The 21,135-nt window shown below is 70.7% G+C and carries 19 protein-coding genes; 3 read left to right on the plus strand and 16 right to left on the minus strand.

The annotated features are described in order from the left end of the window. Positions 1 to 55 precede the first annotated feature (55 nt). The 11 genes from GA707_RS17120 to GA707_RS17170 form a co-directional block, all read right to left on the minus strand. Positions 56 to 994, minus strand: a complete 939-nt coding sequence (locus tag GA707_RS17120) for a hypothetical protein (RefSeq protein WP_152179660.1) — start codon at positions 992 to 994, stop codon at positions 56 to 58. 2 nt (positions 995 to 996) lie between these two features. Beyond that, positions 997 to 1,881 (minus strand): glycosyltransferase family 2 protein, encoded by an 885-nt coding sequence (locus GA707_RS17125; RefSeq protein WP_226963901.1) that lies wholly within the window; start codon positions 1,879 to 1,881, stop codon positions 997 to 999. A gap of 60 nt (positions 1,882 to 1,941) precedes the next feature. After that, positions 1,942 to 4,542, minus strand: coding sequence for a hypothetical protein (locus GA707_RS17130; protein ID WP_152179661.1), 2,601 nt, complete (start codon positions 4,540 to 4,542; stop codon positions 1,942 to 1,944). Between the two features lie 3 nt (positions 4,543 to 4,545). Beyond that, on the minus strand, positions 4,546 to 5,604 hold the full coding sequence (gene pseI, locus GA707_RS17135; RefSeq protein ID WP_152179662.1) for a pseudaminic acid synthase: 1,059 nt from the start codon (positions 5,602 to 5,604) through the stop codon (positions 4,546 to 4,548). Beyond that, on the minus strand, positions 5,601 to 6,485 hold the full coding sequence (locus GA707_RS17140; RefSeq protein WP_193315394.1) for an NAD(P)-dependent oxidoreductase: 885 nt from the start codon (positions 6,483 to 6,485) through the stop codon (positions 5,601 to 5,603). The genes pseI and GA707_RS17140 overlap by 4 nt, the downstream gene beginning before the upstream one ends. Before the next feature lies 1 nt (position 6,486). Then, complete coding sequence (locus GA707_RS17145) at positions 6,487 to 7,605, minus strand: acetyl-CoA carboxylase biotin carboxylase subunit family protein (RefSeq protein ID WP_152179664.1); 1,119 nt, start codon at positions 7,603 to 7,605, stop codon at positions 6,487 to 6,489. A gap of 27 nt (positions 7,606 to 7,632) precedes the next feature. Beyond that, positions 7,633 to 8,916, minus strand: coding sequence for a UDP-2,4-diacetamido-2,4,6-trideoxy-beta-L-altropyranose hydrolase (pseG, locus tag GA707_RS17150; RefSeq protein ID WP_193315395.1), 1,284 nt, complete (start codon positions 8,914 to 8,916; stop codon positions 7,633 to 7,635). Beyond that, complete coding sequence (pseF, locus tag GA707_RS17155; RefSeq protein ID WP_152179666.1) at positions 8,909 to 9,598, minus strand: pseudaminic acid cytidylyltransferase; 690 nt, start codon at positions 9,596 to 9,598, stop codon at positions 8,909 to 8,911. Before pseF ends, pseG begins: the two co-directional genes overlap by 8 nt. Before the next feature lie 3 nt (positions 9,599 to 9,601). Next, positions 9,602 to 10,747 (minus strand): UDP-4-amino-4,6-dideoxy-N-acetyl-beta-L-altrosamine transaminase, encoded by a 1,146-nt coding sequence (gene pseC, locus GA707_RS17160; RefSeq protein WP_152179667.1) that lies wholly within the window; start codon positions 10,745 to 10,747, stop codon positions 9,602 to 9,604. Then, a complete protein-coding gene (gene pseB / locus GA707_RS17165) occupies positions 10,744 to 11,790 on the minus strand; it encodes a UDP-N-acetylglucosamine 4,6-dehydratase (inverting) (protein WP_226963902.1) in 1,047 nt (348 codons plus the stop codon). Before pseB ends, pseC begins: the two co-directional genes overlap by 4 nt. Before the next feature lie 194 nt (positions 11,791 to 11,984). After that, entirely contained in the window at positions 11,985 to 13,409 is a 1,425-nt protein-coding gene (locus tag GA707_RS17170) for an LCP family protein (RefSeq protein WP_152179668.1), read from the minus strand. Positions 13,410 to 14,138: 729 nt separating this feature from the next. On the opposite strand from GA707_RS17170, the gene GA707_RS17175 reads away from it, so the two are divergent. Next, on the plus strand, positions 14,139 to 15,383 hold the full coding sequence (locus tag GA707_RS17175) for an LCP family protein (protein WP_152179669.1): 1,245 nt from the start codon (positions 14,139 to 14,141) through the stop codon (positions 15,381 to 15,383). 24 nt (positions 15,384 to 15,407) lie between these two features. Here the strand turns inward: GA707_RS17175 and GA707_RS17180 are convergent, their stop codons facing one another. Genes GA707_RS17180 through GA707_RS17195 form a run of 4 tightly spaced genes read right to left on the minus strand, consistent with a single transcriptional unit; the run spans position 15,408 to position 18,505 of the window. Next, positions 15,408 to 15,956 carry a hypothetical protein gene (locus tag GA707_RS17180; RefSeq protein ID WP_152179670.1) on the minus strand — a complete coding sequence of 183 codons (549 nt, stop codon included), beginning with the start codon at positions 15,954 to 15,956 and terminating at the stop codon, positions 15,408 to 15,410. An 11-nt stretch (positions 15,957 to 15,967) separates the two neighbouring features. Continuing rightward, positions 15,968 to 17,131, minus strand: a complete 1,164-nt coding sequence (locus tag GA707_RS17185; protein WP_152179671.1) for an acyl-CoA dehydrogenase family protein — start codon at positions 17,129 to 17,131, stop codon at positions 15,968 to 15,970. A gap of 52 nt (positions 17,132 to 17,183) precedes the next feature. Then, positions 17,184 to 17,393 (minus strand): DUF6767 domain-containing protein, encoded by a 210-nt coding sequence (locus tag GA707_RS17190; protein WP_226963903.1) that lies wholly within the window; start codon positions 17,391 to 17,393, stop codon positions 17,184 to 17,186. 50 nt (positions 17,394 to 17,443) lie between these two features. After that, on the minus strand, positions 17,444 to 18,505 hold the full coding sequence (locus GA707_RS17195) for an LLM class F420-dependent oxidoreductase (protein WP_152179672.1): 1,062 nt from the start codon (positions 18,503 to 18,505) through the stop codon (positions 17,444 to 17,446). 128 nt (positions 18,506 to 18,633) lie between these two features. Between GA707_RS17195 and GA707_RS17200 the strand changes: the two genes are divergently transcribed. Both GA707_RS17200 and GA707_RS17205 read left to right on the plus strand, forming a co-directional pair. Then, positions 18,634 to 19,971, plus strand: coding sequence for a UDP-glucose/GDP-mannose dehydrogenase family protein (locus GA707_RS17200; protein WP_152179746.1), 1,338 nt, complete (start codon positions 18,634 to 18,636; stop codon positions 19,969 to 19,971). Positions 19,972 to 20,039: 68 nt separating this feature from the next. Continuing rightward, the gene (locus tag GA707_RS17205) at positions 20,040 to 20,492 is read left to right on the plus strand and encodes a CoA-binding protein (RefSeq protein WP_152179673.1); all 453 of its coding nucleotides are present in this window, start codon (positions 20,040 to 20,042) and stop codon (positions 20,490 to 20,492) included. A 96-nt stretch (positions 20,493 to 20,588) separates the two neighbouring features. Here the strand turns inward: GA707_RS17205 and purE are convergent, their stop codons facing one another. Next, positions 20,589 to 21,113 carry a 5-(carboxyamino)imidazole ribonucleotide mutase gene (gene purE / locus GA707_RS17210; protein WP_152179674.1) on the minus strand — a complete coding sequence of 175 codons (525 nt, stop codon included), beginning with the start codon at positions 21,111 to 21,113 and terminating at the stop codon, positions 20,589 to 20,591. Positions 21,114 to 21,135 lie beyond the last annotated feature (22 nt).

Below are 21,135 nucleotides of genomic sequence, written 5' to 3' on the forward strand. Positions count from 1 at the left end.
GCTCAGCCTCCTCCGGGCTGGGAGCCTATCACCGCCGATGGCGGCGTCGGCTTCGTCAGCTGGGGCTCACGGGCGGGAGGTAACGGGAGAGCAGCCGTCGTTGGTCAGCGCTCAGTCGCGCCTCGAGATGCTCCGTCCCCGGCGCGCGGACCCGGTGCACCGGAGTCCCATGCAGCGCAGCGAGATTGAGCAGCGCCGTGCTCGACGCACCGATCACGAGGCCCGCGCCGACCACCTCCGGGTCGAGCTCCGCGGGACCCACCTCGACCATGGTCGCGAAGTCGCGGTACCGCTCGGGGGGCTCAGCGGGGTGGGGCCGGACGACGAGCCGGCGGCCGAGGTCGGCCTGCTCGGTCGCCAGTCGCATGACGTGCGCGAGGTACCGGTCTTCGGAGGAGAGCCCGAGATCGACCCACGGCTGGCTGAGGAACACGGCACGTCGAGGGTCGGCCGCAGTCGGGTCGAGCGGCCCGAGCGCACGACGGAACTCCTCGCCGACCGGTTCGAACACCGCCCAGTCCCGGTCCTTGAGGTAGAGCGGCCAGCGGGTCCCGGTCAGGGTGCGGGCGCCGAGGTCGACCGCCGCCGCCCGCACTGCCGAACGCACGGCGTGCCCACCCTGACGGCGGTATGCCGCGTACCGGGTTCGCCGATCCCCGTAGCTGCCGAGCCCCTCGTCGACGACGACCACATCGATCCGTCGGAACAGCTGCGCGCGACGCATGGCGGCCAGAGGGCGCAGACCGGGAGCCCCGACAGCGATGTAGGTGAGGGGACCCCGCGGGGGCAGCTCGTCCGCACTCGAGCACATCTCGAGCCGCACCCCCTCCGGGAGGTGGGTGAGGACCTCGTCCGACGTCACCTTCGCGCCCAGGAAGTCCGGGCCGCTGAGGTAGTGCACGCTCACCCGGTCGGTGAGGGTGCGGAGGAACGACGCGGCATAGACGAGATGCGTCCGCCCACGCACTCCGCTCAGCACGACCTCGCGGGTCACCGTTACACGACCGGCGGTCGACCGGCGCGGGTCAGCCGGAGCACTGTCCGCCAGGACATCGGATGTCGTCCGCCGGGGTCGGAGCGCACTCCCTCCACGAAGCCGTCACGCCAGGTCCGCAGAGCGTCGGCGTCGCGGACTCGCACGACGGTGACGAGGACCCAGCTCGACAGGTAGACGGGCACGAGGGGCCACGGAAGGTTGCGCCGCGCGACCCACACCCGGTTGCGGGCGTTGGTGCGGTAGAAGATCGCATGACGTGCCGGTGCGGTGGACGGGTGATGGACGACGATCTCGGGGGCGTAGTAGATCGTCCAGCCGGCGTCGATGAGCCGCCAGGCCAGGTCGATGCCCTCGTGACCGAAGAAGAACTGTCCGGGCCAGCCGCCGACCTCGTCGAAGGCCGTGCGTCGGATCATCACGACCGCCTCCCAGAACCAGGTCGCCTCACCGGCCTTCCCGCCGTCGCCGACCTGGAACCGCGGCACCCACCGGCGCGGCGGGGCCTTCCCGGTGGGGTCCAGCCCGCGTGGCTGGGCGACGGCGCGGCGCGGATCGGCCAGCACGACATCGGCGAGCGCGCGGAGCGTTCCCGGGTCGGGGAGGCTGGCGTCGTCGTCGTAGAAGTAGAGCAGCTCACCGCGGGCCTCGCGCGCGCCGACGTTGCGACCCTCCGGGATGCCGACGTTCTCCGGCAGGTGGACCGAACGCACCCACTCCGGGAGGCCGGTCGGCGACCACCCGTTGCCGACGACGACGACGTCGAGGTCGACGCCCTCCTGGGACCGAAGGGTCCGCAGCGCCTCGGCCAGCTCCGCCGGCCGGTCCCCCATGTGCAACATCACGACCCCCACGGTGGGGACCGGGGACGACTGGGGAGCGGACACCAGGTCAGGGTACCGGGCCTTGACCGCGCCCCGAGGCCGCCACCGAACAAGGCGCAGAGGCTAGCGCAGCTCCTTCTCGAGCGCGGCCAGCTGCGCTTCCCGCAGCGTGGCCCATGCGCCCTCGCTCGACAGCTGGGCGAGTCGTTCGGCCACGGTCGAGAGGGACAGCTCTTCGACGGACCCGTCGTCGGCGGTGAGGTAGTCGCGGGAGTACCCACCCCGGACGACGACGCCCGGAATGCCGCGCACGACTCCCTCGAGGAGGGCCGACGACGAGACCGACACGGACATGAACAGCGGATTGTCCAGGGCGATGCGATTGGGATGGGCCAGCACGCGGGACCAGCCCGCGGTGCGACCCACCACGGTGTCCAGCCACTGCTCGTGCTCGCCGGTCAGTCCGCGCGGCTTGAAGTACACCCGGATCAGTCCCTCGTCGACGAGGGGGGCCATCGCGGTGAAGAGGTCACGGTAGGTCTGCTCGTGGGCGGCGATGTCGAGGATCGGCAGGTTGCGCAGCTTGGGTCGACCCCCGATGACGACGACCGAGAGGGGCTCCCCCGGCTGCCAGGGGACGATGGAATCGGGTCGCCGCAACATCAGGTGCGGCGCCTGTCCGACGGTTGCGTCGGGCAGGCGCTCGCGCCATCGCGCTGCGCCGGAGCGGGTCACCGCCCGCACGGAGTCGATCATCGTCGGGTCGTGGAACCGGACGTGGACCGGGTTGGTGGAGTGCGGCCAGACGTGCACCGTTCCCCCGCGACGCTTGACCCGAGAGGCCAACAGCGTCGGTTCCGCATACACGTAGTCGCCTATGTGGATCTCGTCGACCCCGTGCTCTGAGAGGAAGTCGTCGGCCTTGCCGAGGTACTCGCGGAAGTAGGGCAGCAGGGCCCTAGCGAGCAGGTCGAACCAGTCACCCTGCGGGAGTCGAGCGTGCAACAGCCGGACCTCGGCCATCGCCGTGGCCTTGAGCAACGAGTCGTCCGGCTGCACGTCGATGGCCGTCAGCGTGCCCGACGATCGCACCCACCACCGACGTGGGTGCAGGTCGATGGCGAAGTCCGGGAGGACGTCGGCGTGCGGGTGCAGCTCGGCGTGCACCGGGAAGTCGAATCCCTGCCGCACCGACCGGTCGTACGCCAGTCCCTTGATCACCGAGCCGGAGTTGACCACGATGGCCGGCGCGATCATCTCGAGGACCCCGGAGACCGAGCGGAGGCCGGCGGGGACGAGCACCCGAGCGGTCCGCGGTGCCTCCTCGAGCGTCCGGAACTGCGGTCGCAGTCCTCCGGCCTGGGGAGTGAAGACGAGGGTCGCGGTCAGGTCCCCGGTCAGGCGGGACCGGCGCCGCGGGCGGCGCTGGGTCGGGAACCGGACCAGGAAGACGTTGCAGCCGAGGCGCCGCAGGGCCGCGTAGAGGTAGACCTGCTGGAAGCGGCTCGACGCATAGCTGCTGAGGTAGGAGATCTTCATGCTGGGCAGCTCGACGAAGACCGGCCCCCCATCTCCGGTGGCGACGATCTCCTCCGCGATCCGGTCCGCCGGCAGCTTCAGACACAGCTCGTTCTTGACGAAGTGGAAGACGGCTCTGGCCAAGGTCTCGTCGGAGATCCCGAGGCCCTCGGCGCGGGTGCGGGCGAACTCCAGCGCTGTCTCCCAGGCCTGCTCGGAGAGCAGGTCGGTGTCGGCGAAGCCTTCGGGCCAACGGTCCCGGTCCGCCAGCCGCAGTGCCTCCTCGGCGATCCGGCGCTCGTCCCAGTAGTCGGCCGAACGGATGACGAAGTCCGCGCCGCTGAGATGGGCCACGTCGAGGATCCTCACGTGATCGGCATCCGGAACCTCGTGGCCGAGGTCGGCGACCACATCCGTGGCGGACTCCATCTCGGACGCGACATCCCGGCCGGTCCGGGTGGCGCCGGCCTCGGTGAACCGTTCGCGGAGCTCGCCGACCGTGCCGAGGTCGCCGATCCTCGCGAGCGCGTCGACGACGCACAGGGCCATCTCCCGGTCGTTCGGGTGATCGCGGAGCGCGAGCCGGCTCAGCTCACCGAGCTCTGCGGTCATGTCGGCGTTGACGAGGGTGGACAGCAGCCGCGCATACGTCTCCGGCTTCGGCGACTGACCGGCCTGGGCCCACCAGCGGTCCCAATCCGAGACGATGTGGGACCACGAGACCTCATACCAGTCGAGATCGTTCCCCCTCACCGGAAAGGCGGGTGCCCGGCGGACCGTGACGCCGCGGCGACGCTTGTCGTTCGACATCGCGAAACGCTGCCAGTTGACGAGCGCCCGCGGATAGTCCCGTTCGTGCATCGCCCACTCGGCGAGCAGGCGAGCGATCGCGTCGCTCCAGGGCATCCTCCGACCCGCCTGCTCGAGAACGGCCCGAGCGGTCGCCTGGTCGCCGAGGTGGGCATGGCTGACGCTCAGCCGCAGGTAGATCCGCGGTGAGAACCGCAGTCGCGGATCCCTGTCGAGGCCCGCGACCAGGTCCACGACGTCCTGCCACCGACCCTCGACGAAGGCCCGGTCCACCTCGGCCCGCTGACTCAGCAGACTCCTGTTGACCGTCCGGTAGGCGAAGGACGCCACCCTCCGGAGCCTGGGGTCGCGCAGGACGACCTTGCGGACGGCGACGAGGGCATCCCCCCTGGGCAAACCTCAGGCCTCCGGTTCGGCGTCGATCAAGTCCCAGGAGACAGGGGTTCCGCGGGAGACGTCGGTCCGGGTCCGTGACCCGAGGACGCGCTCGTAGTACTTGGGCGAGAGGCCCTTGCCCGGCCGGATCCGACGGACCTGCGAAGCGGTCAGGGTCGTCCCCGCGGGGACGTCCTCGACGAAGTAGAGCGAGCGTCGACGCAGCAGCGCGCCGGCCTCACCCGCCACGGGACCGTAGTGCACCTCCCCCAAAGCCTGATGGGCCCGCTCGGACTCCGTCACGAGCGCCGCCAGCTCGTGCGGCTCGAGCGAGAAGGCCGCGTCGACACCCCCACCCGCTCGGGAGAGGGTGACGTGCTTCTCGACGATGACCGCTCCCATCGCGATCGCAGCGAGGGGCACCCCGATGCCCATCGTGTGATCGGACAGCCCGACCTCGCACCCGAAGCGCTCCCGCATGTCCGGGATCGTGCGCACGTGGGACTGGGTCGGATCGGCAGGGTAGCTCGCTGTGCACTTCAGGATCGCCAGCTGCGTGCACCCCGCCGACCGGGCCGCGTCGACCGCCGCCGCGACCTCGTCCTCGGTGGCCAGGCCGGTCGAGATGATCAGGGGCAGGCCGGTGGCCGCTGAGTAGCGAATGAGCGGCAGGTCGACGTTCTCGAGAGAGGCGATCTTCAGGGCGGGCACGCCGAGGTCGACGAGGAAGTCGACGGCCTCCTCGCTGAACGGAGAGCTGAAACACGCCAACCCTCGCTCCGCGGCCCGCGCGAAGATCGGTGCATGCCAGTCCCAGGGCGTGTGGGCCTCCTCGTAGAGGTCGTGCAGACGTCGTCCGACCCAGAGCGAGTCGGGGTTGCTGATGACGAAGTCCGGGTGATCGATGTCGAGTGTCATCGAGTCGGCCGTGAACGTCTGCAGCTTGACGGCGTCGGCCCCGGCCTCGGCGGCGGCATCCACGATCTGGAGGGCGGTCTCGAGTGAGCCGTCGTGGTTGCCGGACATCTCGGCGATGATGTAGGGCCTCTCGGCCAGTCCGATGGGTCGGTTCGCGATCCTCATCGCGACTCCTCCTTCTGTTGCATGGCCTCGGTGATGATATCGGGCATCGACCACTTCGGCTCCCACGGCAGCACCTCGCGACGGTGGGTGGGATCCAGTGCATAGACGCTCAGGTCGTCATGGTCGACCGGCACGTGCCGGACCGCCTCCGGGCCCAGACCTGCGGATTCGGCCACCTGCCCGGCGATCTCGGCGACCGTCATCGGACCGACCCCTCCCACGTTCACCGGCGTCCACGGCCCACGGTGCTGAAGGGCGCTGATCACGGCCTCGACGACGTCGTCGACATGGACCACCTCGCGCACCGCCGCGCCGCTGCCGCGGACCGTCAGGCGTCCCGTCTCCCGCGCCTGTCGGATGAAGGTGTTGATCACTCCGAGTCCCGGATGGTCACCACCGGTGACCTGGGCGACCCGCAGGCTCAGAGCCGACGTCCCGGTCCCGGCCGTCCGAAAGCGGACGACGTCCTCGGCCCAGAGCTTGCTCAGCCCGTATGCGGTGTCGGGCCGCGCGTCCCGGTCCTCGACCGCCGGGGTCGTCAGGTCGGACGGGTAGACGAGACGGCTGGAGGCATGGACGACGACCTCCACGTGGTCCTCGACCGCGGCAGCGAGCGCCCGGTCGGTCAGCACCACGTTGGGCTCGAGGTAGGCCTCAACGGGGGCCGCGACATCGTCCACGAGGCGACCGGCCAGATGAACCAGTGCCTGCGTCCCGACCATGAGCTCGGCGAGCGTGCCCTCCCGGCCGTCGAGCAGGTCACGGAACCGCCCGGTCTCACCGGCCCGGGAGAGCGCTACGACGGACGTGCCCTCGCCCTGGAGGCGGGCCACGACCCGACGTCCGATGTATCCCGAGGCTCCGGTGACCGCGACCGCCACGTCAGAACCCGCGGTAGATCTCGTACCCGAAGCGGGCGACGACGTCGTTGGTGCGGCGTGGGCGCTCACCGCGGGGCACCTGCAGATCGACGAAGAGGGCGTCCGGTGTCGCCGTCGCCGCGAGGTACTCGTCGGTGGCGAGCACATCGGGTGAGTCGAGGAAGAACCGCAGGGTCATGGGCTCCGCCGCGGGCTCTTCCGGAATGTCGGGCCATGGGTCCCCGAGCAGCCGGCCCAGGACCGCGTCGAGGAAGTCGAAGCCGGTCGTCATCTTGATGAGCCGCCACATGTGGCAGCCGTCGAGGCGCGAGGCGATCTCGATGATCCGGGGACCGTCGCTGGTGACGATCGTCTGGAAGTAGAGCGGGCCGTCGGTGACACCGAGGGCAGCCACACACTGCGCCACGAGCTCGCGCAGGCTGTCGTGGGCGCCCTGGGTGGCCGGCGCGAGCGGAATCGCATGCGACTCGGCGACCCCCACCATGGGGCCGTCCCACACGTAGCGGTCCGACGGCAGGAAGAACCGGACCTCGCCGTCGTCGACGAAGACGTGGATGGACACCTCCGGACCCTGGAGCACCTCCTCGACGATGACCTCGCCGCTGCGGGTCGCACTGCGCGCCTCGGCGAGGGCCGCCTGCAGCTGCGCACGATCCGAGACGACGGAGATCCCTCGTTGTCCCTGTGAGTCCACGGGCTTGACGAACGCGGGGAACACCGCCCAGTCGTTCGCGTCGTCCGCGGGACCGACCCTCAGGTGGGCCACCGGGCTCAGACTGGCGGCATCGAGGCGTTCACGGGTCAGCGTCTTGCTGCGGAGCACCTCGGTCAGTTCACTGGAGTGGAAGTGCGGCAGACCCAGGGCTTCGCTGACACCGACCACGGTCGGCATCGCGATGTCGGAGCCGACCGAGTAGACCAGCTGCGCATCGATGCTCTCCGCCAGGTCTCGCACGGCGGAGACGTCGGTGATGTCCACCTCCCAGAAGCGGTCGGCGGCGGTCACGCCCGGGCCGACCCGCTGGTGTCCGCAGGCGTGCACCTCGAGCCCGCGCTGCTTGAGCGCATCGATGGCATCCACCTGTCCGGGAAGGGTCCCCAGGATCAATGCTCGCGTCATGTGCACCACCCTCTCAGTTCGCCCGCGTCATGAGACGTAGGAATCCAGCACCCTGCCCGAACCACCCGGGCCGCCGACGACACCGACCGGGACACCGGCCAGCTCGACGATCTGCACAGCACCGCTCGCCTGCGTGCCGAACCACTCATCGCGTCGACGCCACGCCGTGACGCCCTCATCGTCGCCTATCCCGGCGCCACCGGCCGTGACGAAGGCGGCGGCGTCCTGTGGAAGGGCATCGCGCATGGACAGCTCGCCGGAGTGCGGGGGGACGACGGCGAAGCCGACCCGGACAGCACCGTAGCCGTCCACCAGGGCGGGGATGTCCATGGGGCCGTCGTCGAGGTAGTCGCGGAGGGCGGAGCGGTAGATGTCCACGGTCGCATCGGCGGCCGTCCCGATCCATCGGGTGAGACCGGCCTCGTGCAAGGCCCGGGTCACTCCCGACTGGCCCTCGCCCACCGTCGTCACGAGCGCCGGAACGCCGAGACGGAGTCGCTCCCAGGTCGCGGTGCCACTCGCGCCCAGGGCCAGGTCGGCTCGCGCGTACAGCGGCGCGAGGCTCGGCAGCTCGACGTGCAGCCGGGCCCCCCGCCGCGCGGTCGCCGCGACCAGATCCTCCGTGACCGCGGCCGCCGAGCCCACCACGACGTCGACCTCCGCGCCCTGCATGACATCGAGGGCGTCCACGGCCCTCGCCGACTGGCCCCCTGCGTCCGTGCCGCCGTACGACACCACCACCCGCCGGGGCGGGTGCACGACGGGACCGTGCTCCCGGCCGCACAGATAGTCGGACTGGAGCAGCGCATACCGTGGGCCGAGGAGCAGGTCGGTCGAAGGGTCGACGAGCTCCCGGTAGCGCTGTGAGGTGTGCGAGCCGTACCAGTTGTGGTCGACGAGGACATCCGCCCGATGGGCGCGGTTGGCCAGGTCGTCGATGACGACGAGTCGTCCGCCGCGCTCGGCCGCGACGGACTCCCACGCCGCGTCGAGCCGGTAGTGGTCGACCACCACGGCGTCCCAGCCCCGTCCCACCAGGTCGAACACGAGGCGGACGTCGGCCTCCTGCCGCTCGGCGGGCCAGACGCGGCCGATGGCGTTCTCGCCGGCATCGCCGGCGGGGAGGGCCACCTGGTGGGCACCGGCAGCCGTGATCATCGCCTCGACGTGCCCTCCCTGTGCCCGGGTCGCCACCGTGACGTGCACCCCGCGGCTCGTCAGCGTGCGCACGACCGCGAGCGACCGGACCAGGTGACCGTGACCGATCCCCATCCCCGCATCGACACGCACCAGAACACGGGGCTCAGCCATCGACATCCGCCCGGAACAGCCGTTCGGCTCGCACCCAGTCCTCAGGAGTGTCGATGTCGACTGCTCGCCAGGACTCCATGACGTAGGCCCTCGTGCGGGCCGTGGCGACAGGGGTATCGGTTCTCCAGGCGCGGACCGTGCCCCAGTACATCTGGCCGAGATCGTGGTAGGCCGGCACGAGGTCCTGGGACCGCACGGAGAGGTAGGACGCATCGTCGACCTCGACGAGACCGTCCGGTCGAACGCGCAGAGCGCGCTCGATCGGCGCCGGGAACTCCGCCACGGTCATGACGAAGTCGACCGTGGCGGGCTCGAGCAGGCGCTCCGCCTCGACGACGTCCCGTGGCTTGACCATGACCGCCGTGGCGTAGCACACCCCCAGACGGACATCGGCGTCCAGCCCGAGCTCGGCGATCGCGTGCTGGATCACCGGGCGGGCACCCGTGTACGCGTCGGCGAGCTCGGCCGGGCGCACGAACGGGACGTTCGCCCCGGCCGCTCGCGCAGTGTCCGCGATCTCCGCATCGTCGGTCGAGACGACGACCTCGTCCACCACACCACTGGCCACCACGGTGTCGATCACGCGGCTGATGGCCGGTCGGCCCAGGAACTCCCGGACGTTCTTGCGGGGAACTCGGGTGCTGCCACCCCGCGCGGGAATCAGGACGACGCGATTCCCCACCTGTCAGCCTCGGAGGGCGGCACTCAGGGTCGCGACCACGTGGTCCTGCTGGGCTTCGGTGAGCCCGGGCCACATCGGCAGGGAGAGCAGGCCGGAGTAGACCGCCTCGGCCTGCGGGCACAGGCCCTCGGGATAGCCGAGGTCGCGGTAGTACGAGTTGAGGTAGACCGGGCGGTAGTGCACGTTGACGCCGATCCCCGCGTCCCGCATCCGGGCGAAGACCCGCGCCCGAGCCTTGCTCGCGTCGGGTGTGGTGATACGCACGGGGTACAGGTGCCAGGCACTCACGCGCCCGTCGGGGACGACCTGGGTCTGGACCTCGGGCATGCCGGCGAAGGCCTCGTCGTAGCGCTTGGCGATCTGGCGGCGCCGGTCGAGCCACTCCGGCTGCTTGTGCAGCTGGCTCAACCCAAGGGCACAGGCGGTGTCTGGCAGCCGGTAGTTGTAGCCGAGCTCGCGCTGGTCGTACTCCCAGGTCCCCTCCGACTCACGCGCCCGGAAGTCGTTGGCGATGCCGTGGCCGCGCAGGCTCTTGAGGCGCGCGGCTCGCTCGGCCGTCGTGGTCGTCACCATGCCGCCCTCGGCGGTGGTGAGGTGCTTCACCGGATGGAACGAGAAGCACGTGAAGTCCGCGATCGAGCCCACGGGACGCGCGTCGATGGTGGCGCCGGGGGCGTGTGCCGCGTCCTCGATGAGGACCAGGCCGTGGGTGTCGGCGAGCTCGCGAAGCGCCGGCCAGTCACACGGGGCCCCCGCGTAGTCGACCCCGACGATCGCCCTGGTGCGGTCGGTGATCAGCCCACGGACCGCATCGACGTCGATGAGCCACGTGTCGGGGTCGACGTCGGCGAACACGACCGTCGCGCCGACGTAGCGCGCGGCGTTGGCACTGGCCACGAAGGTCAGAGCGGGGACGATCACCTCGTCCCCCGGGCCGAGGTCGGCCGCCAGCGCCGACAGGTGCAGCGCCGCGGTGCCCGAGGACACCGCGACGGCGTGCGGCGCCTCGACGAAGGCGGCGAACTCCTCCTCGAAGGTCACGACCGTCGGCCCGGTGGTGAGCCAGTCGCCCCGGAGGACGCCGATGACGGCCGCGACGTCGTCGTCCTCGATGATCTGACGCCCGTAGGGGATGAACTCACCGCTCACGGCAGCACCGTCTCGATGAGGGTGCGCAGCTCGTCCACGGTGAGGAAGTGCTCGTTGGTGCCGCTGTTGTACTCGAAGCCGTACTCGAGCAGGCGCCCGGGATTCGGCGCGCTGTTGGCGATGAAGTCGTCGATGTCCCAGTTGGAGTAGGACGGGAGGATGACGTAGTAGTCGTCGAACTCGACAGTGGACATCGCATCCGTCGAGGTGATCATCTCCTCGTGCAGCTTCTCACCGGGCCGGATGCCCACGATGCGCTGCTCCAGCTCGGGGGCGATCGCGGTCGCGACGTCGACGACGTGGTAGCTCGGGATCTTCGGCACGAAGAGCTCGCCTCCCCACATCCGCGCGAGCGAGGCGAGGACGAAGTCGACGCCCTCCTGCAGCGTGATGGTGAAGCGGGTCATCCGCTCGTCTGTGATCGGCAGGAAGCCGTTCTGCTGCTGGGCGCGGAAGAACGGAACGACCGAGCCGCGCGATCCGAGCACGTTGCCGTAGCGCACGACGGAGAAGGATATGTCCCGGCTGCCCTTGTGGTTGTTCGCGGCGACGAAGATCTTGTCCGACGCGAGCTTGGTCGCACCGTAGAGGTTGATCGGCGCCGCCGCCTTGTCGGTGCTGAGGGCGACCACGCGCTTGACACCGGCGTCGATGGACGCGTTGACGACGTTCTCGGCACCGTGGACGTTGGTCTTGACGGCCTCGAAGGGGTTGTACTCGGCCATCGGCACCTGCTTGAGCGCGGCCGCGTGAATGACGACGTCGATGCCGTCCATCGCCTTGCGGAGCCGCTTCTCGTCCCGGACGTCGCCGAGGAAGTAGCGCATGGTCGACGCATGGTCCTTGAACGGCTCGGCGTTCTGCATCTCGAACTGCTTGAGCTCGTCTCGGCTGTAGACCACGACGCGAGCTGGCTTGTACTGCTCGAGCAGGGTGGCGATGAAACGCTTCCCGAAGGACCCGGAGCCGCCGGTGATCAGGATCGACCTGCCGTCGATCCAGGACTGTGCGTTCATGGTCTCCTCTGTCTGGGTCTTCTTCATGGGTGGAGTGATGAGAGTGGAGTGGTCGGGACGGTGCCGCAGAGACGATGCACCGAGGGACCACTCTAGCCGGGATCACCCCCTGCTCCGGGCCTCGGCACACTCCGGCGGCACCCCGCGGGGGCGGTGTGCGGCGTCGTGACCGACGCCGAGAAACCCGGAGATGCCCGCCGCGGCGGGCGGGCGAGCGGCACCTACCCGACGGCGCACACGGACGCGATGTCGTCGGTCTGCGCGAAGGCGTCCTCGCTCGGTTTGGCCAGCGGATCGTATGCGGGGCTCGCTTCGTCGTCGGACGTCGCGTCGTTCCCCGGGTCGGCAGCGGGAGCGGAGGCGGTGACACCGGGAGTCGGCAGGGGAACGGCGGAGGTGCTCACTGCCTCTTCGTCGGCCGTGTCCTCGGAGGCCTCGATGGCCTCCTCGACGATCCGGTGCACCTCGGCACGGTCGAAGTCCCAGGGGTCGATCAGCGGCGGCACGAAGTTGACCCCGGTGATCTTCTGCGCCCTCGTCTTGAGTGCGAGCTCGGCGAAGTTGCCCAGCTCAGACTGCGGGATGTCGGTCGTCAGCACGCCCGTCGAGGCGGCCGCGATGTCGCCGAACCGCAGCGCGAGCGTCCGTGGGTCGACCTGGTCGACCATCGCCGACATCACACACCGCTGGCGGGCCATCCGCTCGTAGTTGGACGAGCCCTCGCGCGATCGGGCGTACCAGAGCGCGTGGTAGCCGTCGAGCCGCTGACGCCCGGGCTCGATGTGGTCGATGACCGGAGAGGTCCCCCCGCCGATGGGCGTCCGCCGCATGACCGTGATGTCGAGGCCGCCCAGAGCGTCGATGAGGCTGCGGAAGCCGTTCATGTCGACGAGGGCGTGGTACTGCACCTCGAGACCGGACAGCGCCTCGATCGCCTCACGCGTCGCCAGGATGCCAGGATCCTCGGTGCCCGGCGGGAACTCGTCCTGGTGGTCCCAGGCCCAGGTGTAGAGGCCGTTGAGGAGGCAGTCGTCCCCGCAGGTCCACCCCTCCGGCATCAGCCCCGCCATCACCGACCCGGGCTCGAACACGATGTTCTCCGTGTCCCGGGTGAAACCGAAGGTGACCGCTCGTCCGGTGTCGGCGTCGATGCTCACCAGCTGGAGGCTGTCGGGACGCGTGCCCTCGCGGCCCTCGCCGCTGTCGCCACCCATGAGCAGGACGTTGTAGCGGCCGTCGACGGGCGGGACGGTCGGTCCGCCGCCGAAGACCGCACCGAGAGCCGCGCGGCCGGCCGAGACGGACGCTCCCGCATAGGCGACCCCGGCCGGAGCGAGGAGCAGGACGACCGTCGCGATGGCGAACCGCCGCCGCGTTCGGGTCGGCTGGCTCGCCGGGCGGCCGAGGCGCCAGGCGTCGATGAGGACCAGGGCCCAGATCGCCGCCCAGGCATAGAGCACCCACTGCGCCACGGCGAGGAACCACGGCGCCGACATCAGCCCGACGACCGTCGAGAGGCTGATGTAGGCGATGCCGCCGAGGAGCGCGGCCAACGCGAGCAGCCCGAGCCAGACCCGCAGGACCAGCCGCCCGACCGCCCGGTTCCCGGCGACGACCTGCGCGGTGCCCGGGAGCACCAGACTCATCGCCAGAAGGCTCACGGCGCGACGACGGGCGACCGCATGACTGACGTGGGTCTGGTAGTCCTCGTCCGTTGCGCCGCCAGGGTGCGCCGACGAGCGCCGCGGCCGATGAGCGGCGACGGGGCGGCTCCTCGTCTGAGCAGGGACCATCGCGACAAGTAAAGCGGAGCAGGTCAGGGCCGTCGGGGAGGCACCTCGGGCGTGTCGCGAGCCGGCCCACACCTCCCGGGACCCCGGATGGGCCTGCCAGACGCGCGGAATGCCGCGCCGTCGGCATGCCGGGATCGGGAAGTTGCGGCGGGGCATGCCAGACGCGCCGAATGTCGCGCGGTCGGCATGCCGGCACGAGGAGACTGCGGCGGCGGCCTGCCAGACGCGTCGAATGTCGCGCGGTCGGCATGCCGGCACGAGGAGACTGCGGCGGCGGCCTGCCAGACGCGCCGAATGTCGCGCGGTCGGCATGCCGGCACGAGGAGGTTCAGCCGGGGGCATGCCAGACGCGCCGAATGTCGCGCGGTCGGCATGCCGGCACGAGGAGACTGCGCCGGGGGCCTGCCAGACGCGCCGAATGCCGCGCCGTCGGCATGCCGGGACCGGGCATCTGGTCGCCCTCCAGTGCATTCGGGGCAGCCGAGTGGACTGGGTCGGTGCACGGCCACCCCAACAAACGGGTATGCGGTGGTCCCCCGGGCGCGTTTGGCGAGGGCGGCGAGGGCGCGTGACACTGGTGGGATGACCCCGGGACACGAGGACGACGCGCGCGCGATCCCCATCGGCAGGCGCGGCCGTCCGACGGGCCCCGATACGGCTCCGGACTGGGACGAGGTGGACACCCGGTCCACATCGCACCGGGCTCCCGAGTCACCCGACCGCGCTCCGGTGGACCGGACTCGCGTGATGCCGGTCCAACCCGCGGCCGCACCACCACCACCTCCTCCCCCACCGCCCCCACCGCCGCCTCCGCCGCCCCCGGCCCGCGCATACCCCCAGGCGCAGCCACCCCCGCCCGCACCCCGGCGTCGATCACGCAACCGCACGCTCGGCCCGCTGCGGGTCTTCACGTGGCTGCTCACCGCCTGGGTGGTCTTCACAATCGCCACCCCGCTCATCGCGTGGTTCCGCATCGAGCGCGTCGACGCCACCCCCGAGACGCGGGTCGCCGCGAGCAGCGGCTCGACCTACCTCCTCGTCGGCAACGACGGCCGGGGCGACCTCACGCCCGAGGAGCGCAGGCGGCTCGGCACCGGGTCCAGTGAGGGGCAGCGCACCGACTCGATCATCCTCGTCCACGTCCCCTCCGGCGACGGCCCTCGCGCCCTGATCTCGGTGCCGCGCGACTCGTTCCTCTCGATCCCGGGGCAAGGAGAGAACAAGGTCAACGCGGCCTTCGCGATCGGTGGCCCCGAGCTGCTCGTCGAGACCCTCGAGCAGCGGACCGGCCTGCGGATCGACGGGTACGCCGAGATCGGCTTCGCGGGCTTCGCCGGTGTCGTGGACAGTCTGGGCGGCGTCGACATCTGCGTGCCATTCGACATGGACGACCCCCGAGCCCACATCAACCTGCAGGAGGGGTGTCAGACCCTCGACGGGCCGACCGCGCTCGGCTACGTCCGCGCCCGGTACTCCGACCCGCGCGGCGACCTCGGTCGGGCCGAGCGTCAGCGGCAGTTCCTCGGCGCCATCATGGACAAGGCGGCCACCCCCTCGACCGTGCTCATCCCATGGCGCTGGTGGGGCTTCACCCAGTCCGCCGCCGACGGGATGGCGATCGGCGACAACACGTCGATGATCGACATGGGCCAGGTGCTGCTCACCATGCGCGGCGTCTCCGGTGGTCAGACCCTCAGCCTCCAGGTTCCGGTTGCGAACATGAACGCGCAGACCAGCGCCGGCAGCGCGGTGCTGTGGGACGACGCCGCCGCGGACCGGCTGTTCCAGCAGATCCGCGACGGGGAGCCGCTCGTCGCCCCCTCCTGACGCCCGTCGGCCTGACCGGGGGGACTATTGACGCGTGCGGGCGCGGTGTCGCCCGGCGAGGAAGACCGCGGTGAGGGCCAACAGCGCCGTCATCGCATAGGCACCCACCGTGTCGCCCGCGTCGATCACGAGCAGCAGCAGCCCGACCGAGCACTGCACGGCGCCGGCGACGAGGAAAGCGCGCTCGCCGTACAGGTGGGCGAAGGGGAAGTAGTGGGCTCCGACCGCGACCATCGCGAGCGGGAAGAATGCCTCCTGGATCGAGGGCGACACCAGCCACAGGGCCAGAAGCACGACCGACATGGTGGCGGCCGTCTGGATCGCCAGACCGCGCATCGGGTGGCCTGCCGGGAGGTCTGCCCGCCCGCTGAGCATCCTGTTGAGCAGCAGGTTGGCCGGGAAGATCAGCAGCGCGCCGCCGACGAAGAGGACGGCCGCCCCCGTCGGGATGGTGCTGCGGCCGGCGACCACACCTGCGGCCAACCACACGACGGCGGAGACGGCCGGACCACCCCATCCCCCGGAGTAGATCCGCCTGACGTCGGCCTGTGCCCTGGCGAGCTCGGTGCTCACGCCGTCTTCTCCTATCGCAGCAGCTGGCGCGCCATGACCAGGCGCTGGATCTGGTTGGTGCCCTCGTAGATCTGGGTGATCTTCGCGTCCCGCATCATCCGCTCGAGCGGGAAGTCGCGGGTGTAGCCGGCGCCGCCGAGGAGCTGGACGGCATCGGTCGTCACCCGCATCGCCATGTCGGTGGCGTAGCACTTCGCCGCCGCGCCGAAGAACGGCAGGTCGCTCTCTCCCCGCTCGGACTTGGCGGCGGCGACATAGACCAGCTGGCGGGCCGCCTCGAGCTGCATCGCCATGTCGGCCACCATGAACTGGATGCCCTGGAAGTCGGCCACCCGCTGCCCGAACTGCCGCCGTTCCCGGATGTAGTCGAGCGCGTGGTCGAGCGCCCCCTGGGCGATGCCGACCGCCTGGGCCCCGATCGTCACCCTTGTGTGGTCGAGGGTGCGCAGCGCGATCTTCAGGCCCTCCCCGACCTCGCCGACGACGCGGTCACCGGGGATCCGGCACCGGTCGAACATCAGCTCGCGCGTCGGGCTGCCCCGGACCCCGAGCTTGCGCTCCTTGGCGCCGAGGTCGAAGCCGTCATCGGAGGACTCGACGACGAAGGCCGTCACGTTGCCGCCGCGCGGGCCGTCGGGGTCGGTGACCGCCAGGACGGTGTAGAGCTCGGAGACCCCGGCACTCGTGATCCACGACTTCTGGCCCGACAGCACCCAGTCGTCGCCGTCGGCGACGGCACGGCAGCGCATCGAGGCCGTGTCGGAGCCGGCCTCGCGCTCGGAGAGGCCGTAGGAGATCGACGTGCTGCCGGACGCGACGCGGCTGAGGTAGCGCGTCTTGACGTCCTCGCTGCCCGCGACGATCAGCGGCATCGACCCCAGCTTGTTGACGGCGGGGATGAGCGAGGACGATGCGCACACGCGGGCGACCTCCTCGATGACGATGCACATCGCGAGGGCGTCCGCGCCCACTCCGCCGTACTCCTCCGGGATGTGCGGCGCGAAGAAGTCGGTCTCGACGAGCGCGTCGTGCGCCTCCTGCGGGTAGCGCTCCTGCTCGTCGACCTCCGCGGCGAACGGCGCGATCCGGGCCTCGGCGATCTCGCGCACGGCCGCCCGGATGGCCTCGTGGTCCTCGGAGAGCCGGTAGGTGTCGAAGGTCGAGTCAGCTGGCATGCGTCGATCGTATGCGCCGGTCACCGACCGCTTCCGGCGCCCGGGCCTGCGGTCAGGCGCTCGCCGCGCCCGGCCTCGCGAGAAGCCCGGACCGGCGCACCTCGGCGCGACGCGTGGCGAGCTCGGTGGCCAGATCCGGGTCGTCCATGACGAGGTAGACCAGTCCGCAGTCGTGCGGGCCTGTCGCGCCGGGCACACACAGGGTGCAGTGGTCACCGGGACGCACCGGGCACAGGGGTTCGGGCCGGCGGTTCGCACTCACGGTCGACTCAACACCTCGGGCCGGACTGGGATTCCGGGGGACGTGACGGCTCATCGTCCAGCGAGACGCTCCCAGAGGTGCCGGTGCGGCTCGTGGTCGACGAGCTCGGAGAGGACCTCGCGCTCGAAGAGCTGGATGCCCGTCATGTCGTAGGCGGCCTCGACGAAGTACGTGATGGCATAGGTCATCCCACGGCGCTCCATGTCCTGGAGCGTCTCGATGATCTGCTCCGGAGTCCCGACGAGCGGGCCGTTCGCGAACGAGCGGACCGTCGCCTCGACGACGTCGTCCGGCATGCCGGCCGACGCGTAGTGGTCCCGGATCCAGTCGAGGCGGCTCTGGACCTCACTGTCGTTGCGTCCGATGACGACGTTGAAGTTCGCACTGCGGACGATCTCGTCGACGTCGCGGCCGATGTCGCGACAGTGACCGGCGAGGATCTCGCTCTTGGCGCTGAACTCGTCGGGCATGCCGGAGAAGTTCGTGTAGTCGGCGTACTCGGCCGCGAGCCGGAGCGTCTTCTTCTCGCCGCCTCCGGCGATCCACATCGGGATGCCGTTGGCGGGGCTCCCGGGGGCCGACGTGCCCTGGAGCGGCTGGGGGAAGCACATCGCGCCGTCGACCTGGTAGTGCTCACCGTCGAGCGTCCCGTACCCGGTGGTCCACATCTGGCGCATGATGTCGACCCCCTCGCGCAGCATCGCCAGCCGTTCACCGGCGCGGGGGAAACCGTAGCCGTAGGCGCGCCACTCGTGCTCGTACCACCCGGCTCCGATGCCCATCTCGAGTCGACCCTCCGAGATGACGTCGACCGTCGCGGCGACCTTCGCCAGGTAGGCCGGGTTGCGGTAGCCCATGCACGTGCACATCTGGCCCAGGCGCACGCGGCCGGTCACGCCGGCGAAGGCCGCCATGAGGGACCAGGCCTCGTGGGTGGCCTCCTCGGTGGGCCGCGGTGTCGTGTGGAGATGGTCGTAGACCCAGATCGAGGTCCAGTCGTCGTTGGCGTCGACGCGTCGCGCCAGTCCGGCCATGACGCCCCAGTGCAGGGCCGGGTCGATCCCGACCAGGTCGTGCCGCCAGCCCTGCGGGACGAAGATCCCGAACTTCATGGTTCAACCTCTCTCACTGCACCCGGGTGCGGGTCGCATACCGTCTCATCTGCGTCTCATTCGGTGACGTTACTCTGCAACGCGTGACCGAGACGACGCTGAGCACCCCGACCACGCCGACAGCACCCGTGACCATCTCCGTCATCGGGACCGGCTACCTCGGCGCCGTCCATGCGGTCTGTATGGCCGACCTGGGTCACACGGTCATCGCCGTGGACGTCGACGAAGCCAAGATCGAGGCGCTCTCCGCCGGACGGACCCCGCTCTACGAGCCCGGGCTGGACGAGATGCTGCAGGAGCAGCTCGCGACGGGGCGGCTGACCTTCACGACCGACCTCGCCGCCGTCGAGCCCGCGGACGTGCACTTCATCTGTGTCGGGACCCCGCAGGCGTCGGGCGAGAACCGCGCCGACCTGACCTACGTGTATGCGGCGGCCGACGCGCTCGGCCCGCACCTGCGGCCGGAGTCCCTCGTCGTCGGCAAGTCGACCGTGCCGGTCGCGACCGCCGAGCGACTGCGCCGACGGATCGCGAAGGCGGGTGGGCGGAAGAAGTCCGAGGTTCGGCTCGTGTGGAACCCCGAGTTCCTCCGCGAGGGCTTCGCCATCGAGGACACCGTCGCGCCGGACCGCTTCGTCTACGGGGTGGCCGAGCCCGGCTCTCCCGAGTCCGACGCCGACGTCGCGCTCCTGGACCGCGTCTATGCGCGGCCTCTGTCGACCGGGACCCCCCGCCTCGTCACCGACTACCCGACCGCCGAGCTCGTCAAGGTAGCGGCCAACGCCTTCCTCGCGACGAAGATCTCGTTCATCAACGCCATGTCGGAGGTGTGCGAGGCCGCGGGGGGCGACGTCCTCGCGCTCGCGGAGGCGATCGGACACGACGACCGGATCGGGCACAAGTTCCTCGGTGCGGGTGTCGGCTTCGGCGGCGGATGCCTGCCCAAGGACATCCGGGCCTTCATGGCCCGGGCCGGGGAGCTCGGCGCGGACCAGGCCCTGACGTTCCTGCGCGAGGTCGACGCGATCAACCTGCGTCGCAGGGCGCGCATGGTCGACCTCGCCCGGGAGGCGTGCGGCGGCACGTTCAAAGGCCGCCGGGTCGGCGTTCTGGGTGCGGCGTTCAAGCCGAACAGCGACGACATCCGCGACAGCCCGGCTCTCGACGTCGCCGAGATGATCAAGGCCGCCGGCGCGCAGGTGCGCGTGCACGACCCCCGCGCGCTGCACGTCGCCCGGGTCCAGCGGCCCGGACCCGAGTACGTCGACACGATCGCGGAGGCTCTCGAGGGCGCCCATGTCGTCCTGCACCTGACCGAGTGGCAGGACTACCGGGACCTCGACCCCGCGTCCCTCGCGTCGACCGTCGAGGCGCCGGTCATCATCGACGGCCGCAACAAGCTCGACCCGGCCCGGTGGCGGGCGGCCGGCTGGACGTACCGGGCTCTGGGGCGGCCGCAGGTCTGAGGACGCGGCGGCTCGTCGCCGACCCCGACCCCTCGCCCGACCTGCGGATATTTGGCACAGTGGACCCTATGGCGATCCGACACCAGAACGACCCGCACCTCATGTCCGCCCTGCTCGCCGACCCGGGCATCTGGGTGGTCGTCGGCCTGTCGACGAACGAGCAGCGCACCGCCCATCGCGTGGCGCGCTGGCTGAAGTACGAGCGCAGCAAGGGCATCATCCCGGTGCACCCGAAGGCCGAGACCGTGTTCGACCAGCCGGGCTATGCGACGATCTCCGACATCCCCGACCAGGACATCAAGGTCGTGGACTGTTTCGTCCGCAGCGAGCTCGTCGGGGCCGTGGTCGACGAGGCGATCGCCAACAAGGACCGGCTGACGATCGACGCCATCTGGATGCAGCTCGGCGTCGTCGACGAGGAGGCCGCCGACCGTGCCCGCGCCGCCGGCCTGGGCGTCGTCATGGACACCTGCCCGAAGATCGAGGCCCGCCGCCTCGGCACCCTCGGCGCCTTCCGCTGAGTGGCGCCGCCACTTTCTCTCCGCAGGCAAGAACCTTCCGGATCGGGCGGGAACGGTTCTCTCCCGAAGCCGAACGTTCTCTCCCGCGGAGAGAAACTATGCCCGGGCCTCGCGCAGGGCGGCACCCTTGGCGTGGGCCAGGTCCCGCAGACGGTCCTGGTATGCGGTCATCGCCTCGCGCAGCCGTCCCGCCTCCTCGCCGGTCCCGGAGGCGAGGATGCGAACGGCCAGGAGTCCCGCGTTGCGGGCACCGCCGATCGAGACCGTCGCGACGGGGACACCCGCCGGCATCTGCACGATCGACAGGAGCGAGTCCATCCCGTCGAGGTGCTTCAGGGGTACGGGCACGCCGATGACGGGCAACGGGGTGACCGAGGCGAGCATGCCGGGCAGGTGCGCCGCTCCGCCCGCTCCGGCGATGACGACGCGCAGCCCGCGCTCGGCGGCGCTCGAGCCGTACTCGATCATCTCGTGCGGCATCCGATGGGCGGAGACGACGTCGGCCTCGTAGCCGACCCCGAACTCCTCGAGCGCCTCGGCCGCCGCGGACATGACGGGCCAGTCGCTGTCGCTGCCCATGACGAGCCCGACGACCGCCGCCCGGGGGGTGGAGTCCGTCATCGGTCGATCAGTCCCTGGAGGC

Source organism: Nostocoides sp. F2B08, assembly GCF_009184895.1.
Taxonomy (GTDB): Bacteria; Actinomycetota; Actinomycetes; order Actinomycetales; family Dermatophilaceae; genus F2B08.